This is a genomic window from Brevibacillus sp. AY1, from assembly GCF_029870785.1.
In the GTDB taxonomy this organism is placed as follows: Bacteria; Bacillota; Bacilli; order Brevibacillales; family Brevibacillaceae; genus Brevibacillus; species Brevibacillus invocatus.
The window spans coordinates 1-15,398 of the sequence record NZ_JAFLPN010000030.1; the positions used below are offsets into that span (position 1 = coordinate 1).

The 15,398-nt window shown below is 49.9% G+C and carries 18 protein-coding genes and 1 other annotated feature; of the genes, 1 reads left to right on the top strand and 17 read right to left on the bottom strand.

Going from position 1 to position 15,398, the window contains the following annotated elements; all coding sequences use genetic code 11:
• Positions 1 to 220: 220 nt before the first annotated feature.
• From JZI27_RS19010 to metG, 7 genes are all read right to left on the bottom strand, one after another.
• A complete protein-coding gene (locus JZI27_RS19010) occupies positions 221 to 403 on the bottom strand; it encodes a small, acid-soluble spore protein, alpha/beta type (protein ID WP_122907044.1) in 183 nt (60 codons plus the stop codon).
• Positions 404 to 476: 73 nt separating this feature from the next.
• On the bottom strand, positions 477 to 749 hold the full coding sequence (gene veg / locus JZI27_RS19015; RefSeq protein ID WP_057134130.1) for a biofilm formation stimulator Veg: 273 nt from the start codon (positions 747 to 749) through the stop codon (positions 477 to 479).
• Between the two features lie 212 nt (positions 750 to 961).
• A complete protein-coding gene (gene rsmA / locus JZI27_RS19020; protein WP_280208729.1) occupies positions 962 to 1,858 on the bottom strand; it encodes a 16S rRNA (adenine(1518)-N(6)/adenine(1519)-N(6))-dimethyltransferase RsmA in 897 nt (298 codons plus the stop codon).
• A complete protein-coding gene (rnmV, locus tag JZI27_RS19025) occupies positions 1,855 to 2,409 on the bottom strand; it encodes a ribonuclease M5 (protein ID WP_251244194.1) in 555 nt (184 codons plus the stop codon). The genes rsmA and rnmV overlap by 4 nt, the downstream gene beginning before the upstream one ends.
• 183 nt (positions 2,410 to 2,592) lie before the next feature.
• Positions 2,593 to 3,684, bottom strand: coding sequence for a 3D domain-containing protein (locus tag JZI27_RS19030; RefSeq protein ID WP_122907047.1), 1,092 nt, complete (start codon positions 3,682 to 3,684; stop codon positions 2,593 to 2,595).
• Between the two features lie 388 nt (positions 3,685 to 4,072).
• Positions 4,073 to 4,843, bottom strand: coding sequence for a TatD family hydrolase (locus JZI27_RS19035; RefSeq protein WP_280208731.1), 771 nt, complete (start codon positions 4,841 to 4,843; stop codon positions 4,073 to 4,075).
• A gap of 26 nt (positions 4,844 to 4,869) precedes the next feature.
• Positions 4,870 to 6,900 carry a methionine--tRNA ligase gene (metG, locus tag JZI27_RS19040; protein WP_122907049.1) on the bottom strand — a complete coding sequence of 677 codons (2,031 nt, stop codon included), beginning with the start codon at positions 6,898 to 6,900 and terminating at the stop codon, positions 4,870 to 4,872.
• A gap of 53 nt (positions 6,901 to 6,953) precedes the next feature.
• Positions 6,954 to 7,211 (bottom strand) — a binding site (T-box leader).
• A gap of 432 nt (positions 7,212 to 7,643) precedes the next feature.
• Between metG and JZI27_RS19045 the strand changes: the two genes are divergently transcribed.
• Complete coding sequence (locus tag JZI27_RS19045) at positions 7,644 to 7,892, top strand: AbrB/MazE/SpoVT family DNA-binding domain-containing protein (protein WP_007719913.1); 249 nt, start codon at positions 7,644 to 7,646, stop codon at positions 7,890 to 7,892.
• A 112-nt stretch (positions 7,893 to 8,004) separates the two neighbouring features.
• Here the strand turns inward: JZI27_RS19045 and rsmI are convergent, their stop codons facing one another.
• From rsmI to JZI27_RS19095, 10 genes are all read right to left on the bottom strand, one after another.
• The gene (gene rsmI, locus JZI27_RS19050) at positions 8,005 to 8,877 is read right to left on the bottom strand and encodes a 16S rRNA (cytidine(1402)-2'-O)-methyltransferase (RefSeq protein WP_122907051.1); all 873 of its coding nucleotides are present in this window, start codon (positions 8,875 to 8,877) and stop codon (positions 8,005 to 8,007) included.
• Positions 8,861 to 9,175 (bottom strand): GIY-YIG nuclease family protein, encoded by a 315-nt coding sequence (locus JZI27_RS19055; RefSeq protein ID WP_415783093.1) that lies wholly within the window; start codon positions 9,173 to 9,175, stop codon positions 8,861 to 8,863. Before JZI27_RS19055 ends, rsmI begins: the two co-directional genes overlap by 17 nt.
• Positions 9,126 to 9,893, bottom strand: a complete 768-nt coding sequence (locus JZI27_RS19060) for a tRNA1(Val) (adenine(37)-N6)-methyltransferase (RefSeq protein ID WP_122907052.1) — start codon at positions 9,891 to 9,893, stop codon at positions 9,126 to 9,128. Before JZI27_RS19060 ends, JZI27_RS19055 begins: the two co-directional genes overlap by 50 nt.
• 108 nt (positions 9,894 to 10,001) lie before the next feature.
• A complete protein-coding gene (gene yabA, locus JZI27_RS19065; RefSeq protein ID WP_023558927.1) occupies positions 10,002 to 10,373 on the bottom strand; it encodes a DNA replication initiation control protein YabA in 372 nt (123 codons plus the stop codon).
• A 25-nt stretch (positions 10,374 to 10,398) separates the two neighbouring features.
• Positions 10,399 to 11,214, bottom strand: a complete 816-nt coding sequence (locus tag JZI27_RS19070; protein WP_122907053.1) for a PSP1 domain-containing protein — start codon at positions 11,212 to 11,214, stop codon at positions 10,399 to 10,401.
• 3 nt (positions 11,215 to 11,217) lie between these two features.
• Positions 11,218 to 12,198, bottom strand: coding sequence for a DNA polymerase III subunit delta' (gene holB, locus JZI27_RS19075; RefSeq protein WP_122907054.1), 981 nt, complete (start codon positions 12,196 to 12,198; stop codon positions 11,218 to 11,220).
• A gap of 17 nt (positions 12,199 to 12,215) precedes the next feature.
• Positions 12,216 to 12,662: a YaaR family protein gene (locus JZI27_RS19080; protein ID WP_251244199.1), complete on the bottom strand. Its 447-nt coding sequence runs from the start codon at positions 12,660 to 12,662 to the stop codon at positions 12,216 to 12,218.
• A gap of 110 nt (positions 12,663 to 12,772) precedes the next feature.
• On the bottom strand, positions 12,773 to 13,102 hold the full coding sequence (locus tag JZI27_RS19085) for a cyclic-di-AMP receptor (RefSeq protein ID WP_122907056.1): 330 nt from the start codon (positions 13,100 to 13,102) through the stop codon (positions 12,773 to 12,775).
• Between the two features lie 137 nt (positions 13,103 to 13,239).
• Positions 13,240 to 13,881, bottom strand: coding sequence for a dTMP kinase (gene tmk / locus JZI27_RS19090; RefSeq protein WP_280208756.1), 642 nt, complete (start codon positions 13,879 to 13,881; stop codon positions 13,240 to 13,242).
• A gap of 32 nt (positions 13,882 to 13,913) precedes the next feature.
• Entirely contained in the window at positions 13,914 to 15,386 is a 1,473-nt protein-coding gene (locus JZI27_RS19095; protein ID WP_122907058.1) for an aminotransferase class I/II-fold pyridoxal phosphate-dependent enzyme, read from the bottom strand.
• Positions 15,387 to 15,398 lie beyond the last annotated feature (12 nt).

Below are 15,398 nucleotides of genomic sequence, written 5' to 3' on the forward strand. Positions count from 1 at the left end.
GAGCCTTAGTTGCACTTATACTATCTTCCGCTAATCTTTTTAGCGCTGTAGCGCACTTAACCTTTCCGACAGTACAAAAAAAAGCCGGGAAACTCCCGGCCCTGTCAACGATTTGATGTGGTGTTTAGTGAAAAACGTTTTGGCGTTTTTCATAAATGGGATGCGAGCGTTTTAGCGTGAACGTTTAAGCCATCGCTCTCACTTCGAACGCTAGAAACGGTTACTGGCCATTTCTTTTAGCCAACGCTTCCTCGGCAATCTGAACAGCACGTTTTACCATGTTGCCCGCGTCGCGTGTCGTGATGGCGCCCCAGCCCTCGGCTTTCACCGTATCGTAAAAACCCAGTTCCTTGGCCAGCTCCATCTTGAATGCATCCGACATAATGCCTCGTCTGCGACCCATAACATCCTCCCTTTCGTTGACAATGCTAGTATGTACGCAATAGGCAAAAATAAAACAGCAGAACCCTAAGGTTCTACTGTTGTACAAATGTGATGCGAATGTGCTCGTTCTCCCGGCACACCGTCAATTCTACTGTTTCTGTCAAGATGTCGGCATAGCTGTAAGAAACCCGCTCGAAAAGCTGATCGTCATCCAGCTTTACAACAAACACCGAAGGGTATGTTTCTTCGAGGATGCCACTTCGTTCGACGGTTTTTCGGCGACCCCCATTAGCCTTGAGCATAATGCGCTCACCAATGTGTCCGTCTAAACTACGCTTAATGTCAAGCAACGCATTTCTTGCCATTGTTCCATCCACCTCGCTTGGTTCTATTATAACAGCATACGCTTATTTTGTCAAAGAAATAAAAAATTATAGCAACCCACCCGAGATTTTGTCAACGGCCTTTTTTTCGTGAATTACGTAGATATTTGTCAATTGCATATTCTTAAATGGCAGAAGGTACAAAAACGCCCCACTTTTGACGAAAATCGTCCAAAAATGAGGCGATAATAAGGCTATTTATTGATATATCCGCGACGAATGCTCTCGTTTGCCAGCCGAGCAAACTCCTCCATATTGAGTGTCTCGCCACGTCTTGTAGGGTCAATTCCAATTTCTTCAAGCATCTGTACTACTGCATCTTTTTGCGCTTTAGGAAACAGACCGTTCATCAGGTTGTTCAAAAGGGTCTTTCTGCGAAGGGCAAACGAGCTCTTTACCACGCGGAAAAACACGTCCTCGTCATCCACCTCTACAGCCGGCCGATCACGAACCTTCAAGCGAATCACGGCCGAATCTACATTCGGTCTGGGCACAAACACACTAGCAGGGACAATCATCGCGACCTGCGTGTCCGCATAGAATTGGGCCGCTACACTAAGAGAACCGTACTCTTTCGTCCCTGGCTTGGCTGCAATGCGCTCCGCTACTTCCTTTTGAATCATGACGACGATATTTTCCAAGGGCAGCCGTTCTTCCAACAGCTTCATTAGGATGGGAGTCGTCACGTAGTAGGGAAGATTGGCTACTACACTGATTTTTTCAAACCCAGCCAGCTTGTCTTCTATTAATTCTTGCAGATTGAGCTCCAGTACATCCCCGTGAACGACATCAACATTGTCATAAGGAGAGAGGGTGTCGGACAAAATCGGCAAAAGCCGTTGGTCGATCTCAATCGCCATCACCTTCCCGGCAGCTCGTCCCAGCTGTTCGGTTAGTGCACCAATCCCTGGCCCAATCTCGATGGCAGCCTTTTCTTTTGTCAGGTCTGCGGCAGCTATAATATTGTGCAGGATGTTGGTGTCGATCAGAAAGTTTTGTCCCAGGCTCTTCTTAAAAGAAAATCCGTACTTTTCCAGAATTTCTTTTGTTCGTGTTGGAGTCGCGATATCCTTGCGCGTTGTCTGCGTCATCCCTCATTCCCCTCTCCATCTATGGCTTTCATGGCTGCCTCAAATTCCTCGCGGCTGATCTGGAAGGCATTGAGACGCTGCAGCATCTGCTTGGCGTTGGCATAGCCGATCCCCAATCGCTCTCCCAGCAGTATTCTCCGTTCCTTGGAATCCGCCCCTGACGTCAAGCCACAGGCCAAGAGATCATCAGACGTAATTTCTCCAGCTGTCTCCACCATCTCCGTACGCACTTCAGACAACGCGCGGATGATGACCTCCGGAGAGGCGTTCTCTACCCCGATGTCGCCTTTTTTCGTTCCGTCCTCTTGTGTGATGAACGCATGCTTACAGCCAGGCACAGCACGGCTGATAATCCGGCGTATACGCTCCCCCTGATAATCGGGATCCGTAAAGATGATTACCCCGCGCTTTTCCTGTGCCAGGCGAATTTTTCCGATGGTCCTTTCATGTATAGCTGACCCACCTGTCTCGATCGTATCGGCATTGACGGCACGCTTAATTGCCGCGGTATCATCTCTGCCCTCGACTACGATGAGTTCTCTGATTTTCATGGACGAACTCCCACTTTCGTACAGTTTCAAGTTTGAGACTAGTTTGCTCGAAAAACCATGCAAAAAGACAGAAAAAGACTGAAACGTTCCCTGTCTGGTCACGTCTTATAATGTAATAGCTTACCACGACTTCTTTCCCGGAACCAAACCGAAAAAGAAGACAGGAGCTATTCGCTCCTGCCCTCAAGGTTTTTGTGGTCCAATCACATAGACTGTTCGGTTGCGCTTGCGACCAAATTGAACCGCCTCTGCATTGGTGCTGACAAATACGTCAATCTTGTTGCCGCGTACGGCTCCACCCACGTCTTCTGCTCGACGGTACCCAACTCCATCGATGAAAACCCACCATCCCAAAGGAATGACTTTAGGATCGACTGCGATGGTATGACCTGCCTGTGCTTTTACACCTGTAGCCGTTCGACCATAGCCAGGTGAGTTCACGGGCTTTCCTCCCCCAGCAGGGGAGTAAGCGGTCAAGGTAACCCCATTCAATACTTTCTTCGGCCTAAATGCTTTTCCACCGCGGGAGACCATTCCCGCTGATGCGACCATGACTGGTTGTGACCCATCATCCAGACGCGCGACTGCCGCTGTACCGACCGCCACAACATGGTCTTTCTTTACTGTAATGACATCTCGTTTCACCAGTTCACGAGAGACTTCCACTCCATCCTCCGTGACCAGCTTGTAGTGTGCAATTGCCTTACCTTCTTGCCCATTCTGCAGTACTTTGGTATTCCCCTTTGTCAAGGTGGAATCGTTCTTGCGAATTTCCTGGAAGGTGACACGCTCTTCCTCTTGAACCATCTGCACAGCAACACGCTTTACTTGAATCGCAGACTCTTTGCTGAGAGCGGTTCCTAGGGCCGGTTCTACCCGGTCCAGCTCACCTAACGCGATGTTGCCGTCCTTCAACACACCAGCAACATCACGACTCAGTGTATGTATCATTTTTTTCTGCCCGTCAACCTGGACAGGAATCGTCCAGCTTGTATCTAAAGTAATGTATATTCCGCTCGTAAGTTTAGTCTCAGGTGTAGGTTGAAGGGAATCCCTTTCCGTTACCGTTACATTTCGTTCGGCTAGAAATTGCTCGACGGTGTCTGCTTTTGTACCTACCGTCTGGCTCTTTCCGTCTAACGTAAAAGTGACCATTTTTGGCTGGGTAGCCTGGGCAGAGAAATAGCCAATCATGGGAACCAATATAAGCGCTAGGGTGCCAAAGAGGACAAGTCCCCGATTCTTATACCTTTCCCACATCCTGCGTAATTCCATTTCCCACACTCCTTTTTACTAGGAAAACCCGAGGGCCTTCCTTCGTCTAGCCAGGTAAGGGTCGATGTAATTGCACTAATATTCTGGAAGTGGCCGATACTGAACAAGGTCGGATTTGATTGTAAGTTACTTTTTCGGCTTTGTCAAATTCCCTTAAATGGCTGCTGAAGCGATGATGGTAACAGACTAGCAAAAACAGTCTGGCGAATGGAAGCAGATTTCTGTCGAGCCTATGTGTCGATAAGAGAAGAATCGTTCGACACATGTACATGGTATGCCTCTTAAAAAGGGAGTAGAACTACTGATTTTTTGGCGCTTTTCATAGAAAAAACCGGGAAACCCACGAACAAATCCGTGATTCCCCGGTTTTTTTGACGTAAGAAAGATTTTAGGGTTGGAGGCGGAACAGCTTTTTCGCATTCTCGGAAGTGATTTTCGCCATTTCCTCATAGGACAGTCCGTGCAAGTTGGCCATTTCCTCACAAACATAGCGCACATAGCCACTCTCGTTGCGCTTGCCGCGAAACGGATGCGGAGTCAGGTAGGGGCAGTCCGTTTCAATGAGCAATCGATCCAGCGGTACTTTGGTAGCCACTTCTTTCGGCTGCTTGGCGTTTTTGAACGTCAATGGACCGCCAAAGGAAATATAAAAATTCATATCCAGAGCTAGTTTGGCCGTTTCCCAGCTACCGGAAAAGCAGTGCATGATCCCGCCTACATCGGCTGCCTTCTCTTCTTTGAGAATCGAGATGACATCCTGATGAGCATCCCGGTTGTGGATGATGATCGGCATATCCAGCTTGCGTGCAAGGCGAATCTGCTTGCGAAAAACCTCTGCCTGCACATCACGAGGCGACGTATCCCAATAGTAATCCAGGCCCATTTCTCCAAGCCCGACTACTTTCGGGTGCCGGCTCAGCTCCGCGATCCACTCCAGATGTTCATCTGTCATGTCCTTGGCGTCCTGGGGATGCCATCCTACCACTGCATAGATAAAATCGTAGTTGTCGGCCAGCTCCATGCAGGTGGGGATCGTCTCGGCATTGAAGCCGATGTTGACGATGGTGTCCACGCCATTTTCCCTGGCGCGCGCAATAACTTCTGCACGATCCTCATCAAATTCTTTCGCATTCAGATGCGCATGTGTCTCGAATAACACGGTATGACCCTTCCTTTCCAGCCAGCTTACTTGACGATAGCTCCGTTCGGCATGCTTGGATCAACCGTTGCCAAAGTCAATTGATCTCCCTCAGATGCTGCCAGAATCATTCCTTGCGACATTTCCCCACGCAGCTTGACTGGCTTCAGGTTGGCTACCACAATCACCTTTTTGCCCACCAAATCTTCCGGGCTATAGTATTTGGCGATGCCAGACACGACCTGACGCTTCTCATAACCGAGATCTAGCTGGAGTACCAGCAATTTGTCAGCGTTTGGATGCTTGGTACACTCCATGACCTGGGCGACTCGCAGCTCTACCTTGGCAAAGTCGTCAATACCGATCGCTTCCTTGGTGTCTGCTTGTTTTTCTGCGGATGCTGCCGCTGTATCCGGATTGGTTGTTTCGCTCACGCTATTACCTCCTGCCTGTCCTTCTTGCTTCTTCTTGTTCTCCTCTGCCTGGCGGCGTGCCTCAGCAGTAGATTCGTCGATGAAATCCAGCTCAGCCTGTACATCCAGACGCGGGAAAAGAATTTCCTTGCGGCTGACGATGCTGCCCGCTGGCAAGCCACCCCAGACTCCTGCCGACTCCCAGCTTGTCGCTTCTTCATTATCCAGAATGCCTAGCTGATCCCAGATTTTTGCCGGTGCTTTCGTCATAAATGGCTGGATCAAAATGGAGCTGATCCGGATGCTTTCTGCCAGATTGTACATGACGGTAGCCAAGCGGCCTTTTGTCTCTTCAGACTTAGCCAGGTTCCAAGGCATAGTCTCATCGATATACTTGTTGGTTCGACCCACCAGCTCCCAAATATGAGCGAGAGCGTTGCTGAAGCGCATTTCCTCGACATGACCCTCTACCAGCCCTTTGGTTTTGACTGCCAGGCTGATCAGGTCTTCATCTGGTTCTCCTGCATCCTGTGGGGCTGGGACAGTACCATCGTAGTATTTTTCGATCATGGTCGCGGTACGGCTCAGCAGGTTGCCGATGTCATTAGCCAGATCGTAGTTCAAACGTTGGACAAACGACTCAGGCGTAAATACGCCGTCTTGACCAAAGTTGATTTCACGCAATAGGAAGTAACGTACACTGTCAGAGCCGTAGCGCTCGATCAACAGCTTCGGATCGATGACGTTCCCTTTGGATTTGGACATTTTTCCATCCGGCATCAACAGCCAGCCGTGTCCAAATACCTGTTTAGGCAACGGGAGATCCAGCGCCATCAGGACAATCGGCCAATAAATCGTATGGAAGCGCAGGATGTCCTTACCGACCATGTGTACATCTGCCGGCCAGTAGCGGCGATATTTGCTATCGTCATCTGTCAGGTAGCCCAATGCTGTGATGTAGTTAGCCAAAGCATCGATCCAGACGTAGATGACATGTTTTGGATCGCTAGGTACTTTGACTCCCCAGTCAAAAGTGCTGCGGGAGACGGACAGGTCTTGCAAGCCTGGCTTCAGGAAGTTGTTGATCATTTCGTTGCGACGGCTTTCAGGCTGAATAAACTCCGGGTGCTCCTCAATATGCTTGAGCAGGCGGTCCTGGTATTTCGACATGCGGAAGAAATAGTTCTGCTCTTTCACCATTTTCACTTCACGACCACAGTCTGGACAGTTGTGCCCTGTATCGGTCTTGCTCTGGGTTTCGGTCCAGAACGCTTCACACGGTACACAGTAGTAGCCTTCGTATTCCCCCAGATAAATATCACCTTTATCCAGCAGGAGTTGGAAGATCTTTTCGACAACTTCCTTGTGACGCGGTTGGGTGGTGCGAATGAAGTCATCATAGGAGATATCCAGTCTGTCCCACAGATCGCGAATCCAGCCGACGATGGGGTCGATGAATTCGAGCGGCTGCTTGCCTTCTTCGGCCGCACGCTCCTGCAGCTTTTGCCCATGCTCATCGGTTCCTGTCAGGTAGTAAACATCGTACCCGCGCAGGCGTTTGTAACGAGCTAGCGCATCACAGGCGATGGTCGTGTATGCATTCCCGATATGCAGCTTGTTACTAGGGTAGTAAATCGGTGTTGTAATGTAATACGTTGGTTTCATAGCCCAATACCCCTCCAAAAATAGCGTTGATAAATAAGGAAAAGCCCGCCCCAGATTGGGACGAGCTTGATCTCGCGGTACCACCCAAATATTCCGCTCCCTCACGGAAAACGGACTTGAGGAGTCAAGGTTGACTCCACCCGTAACGTGGGCATTCGTCGCAAACTACTACAGCTGGTACAAAGCCAAGCTGTTTGTTCATCTGCGAGACTCGGGGGCCATCTTCAGCTTGCTCGCTTATACCGGTTTGCAGCTACCCCGGCTCTCTGTCATAAGGAGTGTCAGCCTACTCTTCCCTTCAACGTCTGCTCTCAATATATCCAACTCAATTTATCCTCTATTTTACACGAGCGACCCATTTTGTAAACATCTCTTCGCCTTTCTTTTCATTCAAATATGATTGGAGCACAAAATAAGCGAGCAGTGTTATAAAAAGGAATTTTTGTCGAATCATCTGATTGTATTCGACATGAAACGACTGTAAATCAAGATTAATTCTTCCAGTAATTTTTATCCATAAATTTTTCCGGATTAATCCTGCACCTTCACAAAACACTGGTACATCAATCTTTTGATTTTCAAAAAACACTTTGTTTTTCAAAAAAATTACAAAATGATGTTGACACCTTTGGGAATCGCTGGTATGATAAACGCAATAGAAAATGTCGAATATTGACGATTAATAGTTTACATTCACAATAGCATCGACAAGACATCGCCAGATTTTAGGAGGAGATCATACGATGATGAAATCAACAGGTATTGTACGCAAAGTGGACGAGCTGGGTCGCGTAGTCATTCCGATTGAATTGCGCCGCACTTTGGGGATCGCTGAAAAAGACGCACTGGAAATTTACGTGGATGGCGAGCGTATCATCCTGAAAAAATATGAGCCTGCATGTATTTTCTGTGGAAACGCAGACAAAGTATCTCACTTTAAAGGCAAAATCGTTTGCCAAGATTGCCTCACAGAAATGCCTGTAAAACGCTAATTGATACTTAACGCATACAAAGCCTCTTCCAGTGCGCCTCCGTTTCTGGTGGGGCTTTTTTTCATGCAAAAAAAGCTGACTCTACATAATAGTCAGCTTCCACTACTGCTTGCTATTCGCGATGGTATTCGTTGTAGACGTCTCGCTTGGAGACTCCACGATCCTCGGCTGCTTTCTTGATGGCCTCCTTTTTGTTCAAGCCTTGTTCGACATATTGATCAACATGCTCCACCAGGCTCCTGTCTTGCCACCACGCCAGCGCGGCTGCTGCTTCCGCTGTACCGGTAAAGCCTTCGACAATCAGGCAAAATTCCCCCCGTACCTCTCCGGCTTCCAGCCATTCGATCAATTCATCCAAGGTTCCACGGACAAATTCCTCATATCGTTTGGTCAGCTCCCGCGCGAGCACTGCACGTCGATTGCCCCATACCTTCCGAATGGCAGTCAGCGTCTTTCCGATTCGATGCGGAGCTTCGTAAAAAATAAGGGTCTCCGGATAATGCTTCAGCCTCTCCAGCTCTTCCCGTCTTTCCTTGTTCTCTCGCCCCAGAAAGCCGCAAAAGACGAAGCGGTCCGTCGGCAGCCCAGACGCGATCAACGCCGTCAAACCTGCATTGGCTCCTGGAACAGGAATGACCGGAAAACCTGCTGCTGTCGCGTCCCGGACAAGCTCTGCCCCAGGGTCCGATATAGCAGGCAAGCCTGCATCGCTGACCAGGGCAATTCGCTTTCCTTCCTCCAGCCATTGCAGCAATCCTTGTCCACTAGCTTCCTTATTATGTTCGTGATAACTGACCGTCCGTTTTTCGATCTGAAAATGGTTCAACAGCTTGCGAGTCTGACGGGTATCCTCACAGGCAATCACATCGACCATGCGCAGTGTCTCCAGACAGCGGACGGTCATATCGTCCAGATTGCCGATCGGCGTAGCTACCAGATAGAGGACACCCGTTCCTTCTGCCGTAAAACTACTTTGGACATTCATCGTGAGGCTCCCCTCCAATCAACGCTTCTTTTTGGCTGCGGGAAAGCCGCTTGATGGCTTCCTCCCGCTTTAATCCCCAGGAACGGTCCACTCCTTCTTCCCAATACATCAGCTCGACCGGACCTCTTCCCCTCGTATACTTCGCACCCTTACCTTCATTGTGAGTACGGAATCGGCGGGCCAGCTCCGTGGTGTAGCCGGTATAGAGGCTCCCATCCTTGCAGACGAGCATATAGACGTAATGGCTCTTATGCGAGGGAATCGCGTCGTCCGAAATAGATTTCCTGCAGTTCTTCACAGTATTCCTCTCCGTTTTCATAGACAATCAAAGGAGGCTGGATACGAAGCTCAGGCTTGCCACCTTTCATACCCTCGATCAGCACCATGTTGGGCTCTGCGTCCCGGCGTGGATATACCAGCCGCATTCGCTTCGGCTCTATGCCGTACTGACGCATGCACGTAATAATTTCTATGAGCCGTGTCGAACGGTGCACCATAGCCAGCTTGCCGCCGTTCTTCAACAGCTGGCTGCTGACGCGTACCACGTCTTCCAGATTCAGCAGGATTTCATGGCGGGCAATCGCAAAATGCTCACTGATGTTCTTTTCTCCGCTGGTTGCAGGCATGTACGGCGGATTACAGGTGATCAAATCAAACTTGCCATGGCCAAACCGTTCCACGGCTTCTTTCACATCGCCGTGGTGCATAGTGATTCGCTCTTCCAGTTGATTCAACATGACATTGCGGCTAGCCATACTGAACAATCTTTCCTGAATTTCAATACCGTCAAAGGTCGCTTCGGGTGTCCGCGTTGTCATGATCAGCGGAATCGCCCCGTTGCCTGTACACATATCCAAGACCCTTCCCCGTTTGGGAACAGAAGCAAATCGGGCAAGCAGGACAGCATCCATCGAAAAACAAAAAACTTCGTGGCTTTGAATGATCTTCATTTCATGTGTGAGCAAATCGTCGATACGCTCCGCCTCGTGTAGCGGTACGTTGATGACAGGTTCCATCAGCTAGGCCAAACTCCTTTACCTTGTCGTCTAAACATTTTCCAGCGAAAAAGCGACCTGAACGAAAGTTCCAGGTCGCTTTGTTCACTCGGTGCAGGTTTCTCACCTTTATTTTTGAGGACCACCGCTCAGGAATGAGAGACAGAACAAGCAGTCTCCTTCTTTACGCAGGCTGCCAAAATGCACATTGCAAATATGAAACCCTTCGCCGTACAGACGAGCCAGGTTGTCATATCCTTCCCCGACTACTTTCTTCTTGGCTTTCTCCTGTGCAGCAGGGTTGGTTCCCTTCTGTTTTGGTGAGGAGCCGGTCTTTTTCTTGTCTAGCCGGTTTCGAAGGTGCTGGTTTTCAACGAGTAATTGGGCATTCTCCTCCATCAAAACGACGATGACGTCTTTCAGTTCACCGATCTCTTGATACAGGTCGCCGATTCTTTCTTCAATGCTCGCCATTTTGACGAAAATTTCCCGTTTGTCCACTCGCTCACCTCTCCTCTACCCCACACTATTCAAAGGTGGGAAGCCCTATCGCAATCTCATCAAGTCCAAACTCGGTAATCCGTTTATCTACCGCAAGCTCCACCTGAACAGACTGATCCAGCACATTCACAGAGACGACCCGTCCGTTCCCCATAGGGGTGGTCACGACTTTCCCGACATCGGGGATTTCATCGCGGGTGCTTTCGTAATTGTCATTCTCGTATTTTAAACAGCACATCAACCGACCGCACAGACCGGAGATTTTCGCTGGATTCAACGAAAGATTTTGATCCTTGGCCATCTTGATAGAAACAGGCTCGAAGTCGCCCAGGAACGTGGAGCAGCAAAGCAATCGACCACAGGGGCCGATTCCACCCAACATCTTCGCTTCATCGCGAACGCCGATCTGACGCAGCTCGATGCGCGTGCGAAATACGGAAGCCAAATCCTTGACCAGCTCACGGAAATCCACTCTTCCGTCAGCCGTAAAATAAAAGATAATCTTGTTGCGGTCAAACGTGTATTCCACATCGACAAGCTTCATATCCAGCTTGTGCTCTTTGATCTTCGTCTGACATACGGTGAATGCATTCTTGGCAGCCTGTTTATTCTCGTCCACCTGCTTGGCATCCCGCTCGTCTGCCATGCGAATCACTTTTTTAAGCGGCAGCACAACATCTTCTTCGGCTACCTGCTTCTTGCCAATAACAACCTTGCCGTATTCGACCCCACGCGCCGTTTCGACGATTACGGTGCAATCCTTTTCGATCGGCAGTCGGTCAGGGTCGAAGTAATATATTTTGCCCGCTTTTTTAAAGCGGACACCAACAACCTCATACAAGGGTTATCCCTCCTGGATGTGAAGAACCAACCGCTCAAGGGCCAACTGTGCGTTGGCGTTTCGCTCTATCCGATACTTCGTTTCCATGACCAAATCGATCCCACGCAAGAGCTCAGCTTTTGTCCATATCAGTGCTTGTCCTTGCAGCACATCCTGTTGGTCGCTGTGAATGAGATGGGCATGCCTGCCTACTTGCACATACAGGATATCGCGCAGCCAAAGGATGAGCAAATCCAAAAAGAGGGGTAGTTCCTCCTTTATTTTGTCGCTCTTATGCATCATATCATGGATCGTAAAGAGCGCTGACGAGTTGCGTTGTTTGCACTCATGCACCAATTGTATCACTAGATTTCTCAGCTGTGCAAACGATTCTGATTGGCTAAGTACCAAGGCCTCTTCCACATTTGTTGTAATGTGGGAAGCGACTTGTGCCATGCCAGGCAAAACCCCGGATTCGCACAGTTTTTTAGTGATAGCTTCTGCTGAAAGCGGCGAAAAAGGAACGATTTGGCACCGTGACAGAATGGTAGGAAGAATAGCGTGACTATGCTCGGTCAAAAGAACGGCTAGCACTCCAGCAGGCGGTTCCTCCAGAAATTTGAGCAGGCTGTTGGCGGCCTGTGTCGTCATTTTATCGACATGCTCGATGATGTATACCTTGTGATGCGATTCGACTGCCCGCATCGCCATCTCTTTTTGCAAAGCACGAATCTGGTCAATCTTGATGGAAGCTCCATCCGGCGAAAGAAGAAGAACGTCAGGGTGATTGCCCGACTCGATCCTTCTGCATGTAAGACAGGCCCCGCAGGCGTCTGCCTCTTTTTCCGAACAAAAGAGAGACTTCGCCAGATGCAGGGCCATCTGCTTCTTGCCAGCGCCTTTTGGACCCGTGAACAGATAGGCGTGGGCAAGACGGTCGTTGCGCAAGCTATGGTACAGCAGTTCGGAAGCTCGTGGCTGCTGAGAAAATGTTGTCCAAGTCATGGTTGATAGACCACCTGTTAGAAGTACAGATTGATCAGCATGCCGCGAATCTCGCCAATTCGCGCCAACAGATCAATCATGGGAGCCTGCTCGCTGAGAAGCTCATCTGTCAATTTCAAAAGCTCCGCATCTACTTCCTTCACGATTTTATACAGTCTGCTGCGACCACGTCGGTTCATACCTCGCCTGTCATCCAAGGCGATACCGTACTGTACGGCTTCCTCCATAAACTGCTTAACGAGGTTTTTGTATGCGTAGAAATCGCGAATCGAGCGTGATCGCGCCAGGATTTGGCCTTGCTTGTCTATGTTCGACAACAACTGGGTCAGGCGCTCTTGAGACATGCGTTCATCTTCGCCTTGCACCATCGTGCCAAAATTCAGCTTTTCTGTATGGAGATTTCTGCGCGAATCCGTAGCTCTGGGCATTTCCACTTTCGGCCGAAGACCATCGCCGATTTTCATTAAGCCACCTCCGTTACTCCGATCACTAGAGGTCCTCCCCCATGCATTTCAGTATATACGAATGCAGGCGAAAAGCGAGTAAGAACTATATTTGCTACTCAATCACTGGATCAAAACGAATGGAACTCTCCTACATCCATGACAAAGACCGCTGCACCGCCGACCTGTACTTCCAAGGGATACGGCATGAACGAGTCAACCGCATTGCTGAGGGGAGAAACTGGGGTCACCATTTGTTTGCGTGATTTGCAGTTATGAGAAATGATGTCGATTACTTCCGGCACGCTTTCGTCAGACGTACCGATTAAAAACGTTGTGTTGCCTGCGCGTAAAAAGCTCCCGGTACTGGCAAGCTTGGTCGCACGAAATCCCTTTTTGACCAGCTGTTGAGACAAGCGACCGCTATCTTTGTCCTGTACGACCGCAATTACCATCTTCATCGGCCATCACCCTTTCCACCATTATCTTTGCATGGTTACTATCGTTGCTTCATTGTATGTGAATCCTCTAGGCTGGTTACGATATCCTTCTTACTAAGTAGTATACAGCATGTCTGTAACAAAGCGGTACTGTCAGCTTACAATCTCGCTAGCAAAGCCTCCATTGCGGACACAAATACCTGGTCTGGCTCTTGTTCTGCGTCGATGACAATGAAGCGTTCCGGATCGCGTGCCATCGCCAGCTGGTACCCTTCTCGCACCCGTTCATGAAAACGAAGCCCCTCCAAATCAAGGCGATTGACTTCTCTTCCCTTGGTAGCATTGATCCGATTCAGTCCCACCTCAGGCGAAACATCAAAAAACAGCGTCCATTGCGGCATGCAGTCTTCTACAGCAAAACGATTGATCGCGTATACTTCATCGATTCCAAGACCACGGGCATGTCCTTGATAGGCCAGACTGCTGTCGATAAAACGGTCGCACAGCACCAGTTTGCCCGCTTCGAGTGCTGGGAAGACCTTTTCAGCCAAATGCTGACGTCTTGCCGCCGCATACAGCAGCGCTTCCGTCCGTCTGTCCATCTGGGTGTGAGCGGGATTCAAGATGATTTCTCTGATCTGTTCGGCGATGTCAATCCCGCCTGGCTCTCTTGTCAAAAGCACATCCATCCCGCGGCGACACAGCTCCTCATACATCCTCACGATGACAGTCGATTTTCCCGCACCGTCGCCGCCTTCTACGGTGATGAATTTGCCTTTTCTTCCTGTTGTCACATTTATGCTCCTTCCAAGCCCTTTGTCAGCATACTTATTTAACGAACCACTTGTATCGTCTGCAGGCTATCGTCCTGCACGCCATGAAAACGGGTTTGCCCCGATCGAAGCTCTTGAAGCATGGACAGGCTTTGCTCGTCCATTTGCTCACCTGGCACCAAAATGGGGATGCCTGGAGGATAAGGAATGACCATTTCGGCAACGACACGACCCAATGACTGGTCCAGCGAAATCGTTTCATGCGGGAAATCTACCGCTTCATGCATGGGCAGTGCCTGCTCTCTTATATAATGAGAGGATACGATACCTGCCTGCACGATTCGCTCTGTGTCCTGATCTTCTTGCGCTTCGATCGATTCCAGCAAACGAAACAGTGCGTCCAAATCCCGTCCAGAGGTACCAGCGGATGCAACCAACAGAACATGTGTCTCATCAGCCAGCTCTGGAAAAATGCCGTGTCGCTCCATCAGCTGCTGCAATTGAAATCCAGTAAACTCCTCTGTCCGCAAGTGCAAGAACAGCTTTAGCGGGTCCAATGTCGCGTAGACGCTGTTAGCACCCAGCTCTGGCCCATGCAGCCACGATATGCGGCTAGTTCGCTCCCGCAGCTTGTCCAGCAAAGGAAGCAATCGGTCCCATTCGCTCGCTGCCTCCATCACCAGATGTCGCCTTGCCAGATCGAGCGAAGCCATCAAGGGGTAGGAGGGGCTCGAAGATTGAATCATCGCCAAATAACGGCGCAATCTTTCGCGATCTATCCGCTCGCCTTGCACATGCAGCATCGACGACATCGTCATGGATGAGGCCATCTTGTGTGTCGATTGCACAGAAGCATCCGCTCCAGCGTGCATGGCTGACGTCGGAAAGGCTGAGTGAAAGCCGTAATGCGCTCCGTGTGCTTCATCCACCAGCAAAGGAATGTCATGGCGATGTACCGTTGCCACCATTTTAGCCAAATCAATGCCCATCCCGTAGTACGTAGGATTGGTTAATAAGACGGCTTTTGCATCAGGATGCGCCTGCAACGCTCTCTCCACGTCCTCCCGCCGCACACCAGCAGCCACTCCAGTAGCCAAATCTACTGCCGGAACCAGAAAAACAGGAGTCGCTCTCGCCATGATAATCCCGTGAAACACAGATTTGTGGCAATTGCGCTGCACGAGTATCTTGTCTCCTGGTCGGCATACTGTCATGATCAGGGCTAGATTGCCTACCGTACTACCGCCGATCAAAAAGCGTGTCTCCTGCGCACCAAACGCTTCTGCTGCCAACGCTTCTGCCTCGGCAATCACGCCTTGTGGCTGATGCAAATCGTCCAACCCTGTAATTTCTGTCTGATCCAGCTCCAGTACAGAAGCGAAACGATCTCGACCGCCTCCGTCGAAGCTATGGCCCATTTTATGTCCAGGCACATGAAAGGAGTGCGGACGGCGTCTGGCATGCCGCTCCAGCTGTTCGTACAGAGGGGCTGTTTGTTGCCGCTCCCAAAAATCAGCATCACGTTCTCTCACGCACTCTTCACG

What these genes read in the sequence shown, in the direction of transcription:
- veg (WP_057134130.1), bottom strand. Translation starts at nt 749, where the DNA reads ATGGCAAGAAATGCGTTGCTTGACATTAAGCGTAGTTTAGACGGACAC.
- JZI27_RS19060 (WP_122907052.1), bottom strand. Translation starts at nt 9,893, where the DNA reads ATGGAACCTGTCATCAACGTACCGCTACACGAGGCGGAGCGTATCGAC.
- JZI27_RS19080 (WP_251244199.1), bottom strand. Translation starts at nt 12,662, where the DNA reads ATGAAAATCGGCGATGGTCTTCGGCCGAAAGTGGAAATGCCCAGAGCT.
- JZI27_RS19085 (WP_122907056.1), bottom strand. Translation starts at nt 13,102, where the DNA reads ATGAAGATGGTAATTGCGGTCGTACAGGACAAAGATAGCGGTCGCTTG.
- JZI27_RS19045 (WP_007719913.1), top strand. Translation starts at nt 7,644, where the DNA reads ATGATGAAATCAACAGGTATTGTACGCAAAGTGGACGAGCTGGGTCGC.
- JZI27_RS19010 (WP_122907044.1), bottom strand. Translation starts at nt 403, where the DNA reads ATGGGTCGCAGACGAGGCATTATGTCGGATGCATTCAAGATGGAGCTG.
- rsmI (WP_122907051.1), bottom strand. Translation starts at nt 8,877, where the DNA reads ATGAATGTCCAAAGTAGTTTTACGGCAGAAGGAACGGGTGTCCTCTAT.
- JZI27_RS19030 (WP_122907047.1), bottom strand. Translation starts at nt 3,684, where the DNA reads ATGGAATTACGCAGGATGTGGGAAAGGTATAAGAATCGGGGACTTGTC.
- metG (WP_122907049.1), bottom strand. Translation starts at nt 6,900, where the DNA reads ATGAAACCAACGTATTACATTACAACACCGATTTACTACCCTAGTAAC.
- rsmA (WP_280208729.1), bottom strand. Translation starts at nt 1,858, where the DNA reads ATGACGCAGACAACGCGCAAGGATATCGCGACTCCAACACGAACAAAA.
- holB (WP_122907054.1), bottom strand. Translation starts at nt 12,198, where the DNA reads ATGACTTGGACAACATTTTCTCAGCAGCCACGAGCTTCCGAACTGCTG.
- rnmV (WP_251244194.1), bottom strand. Translation starts at nt 2,409, where the DNA reads ATGAAAATCAGAGAACTCATCGTAGTCGAGGGCAGAGATGATACCGCG.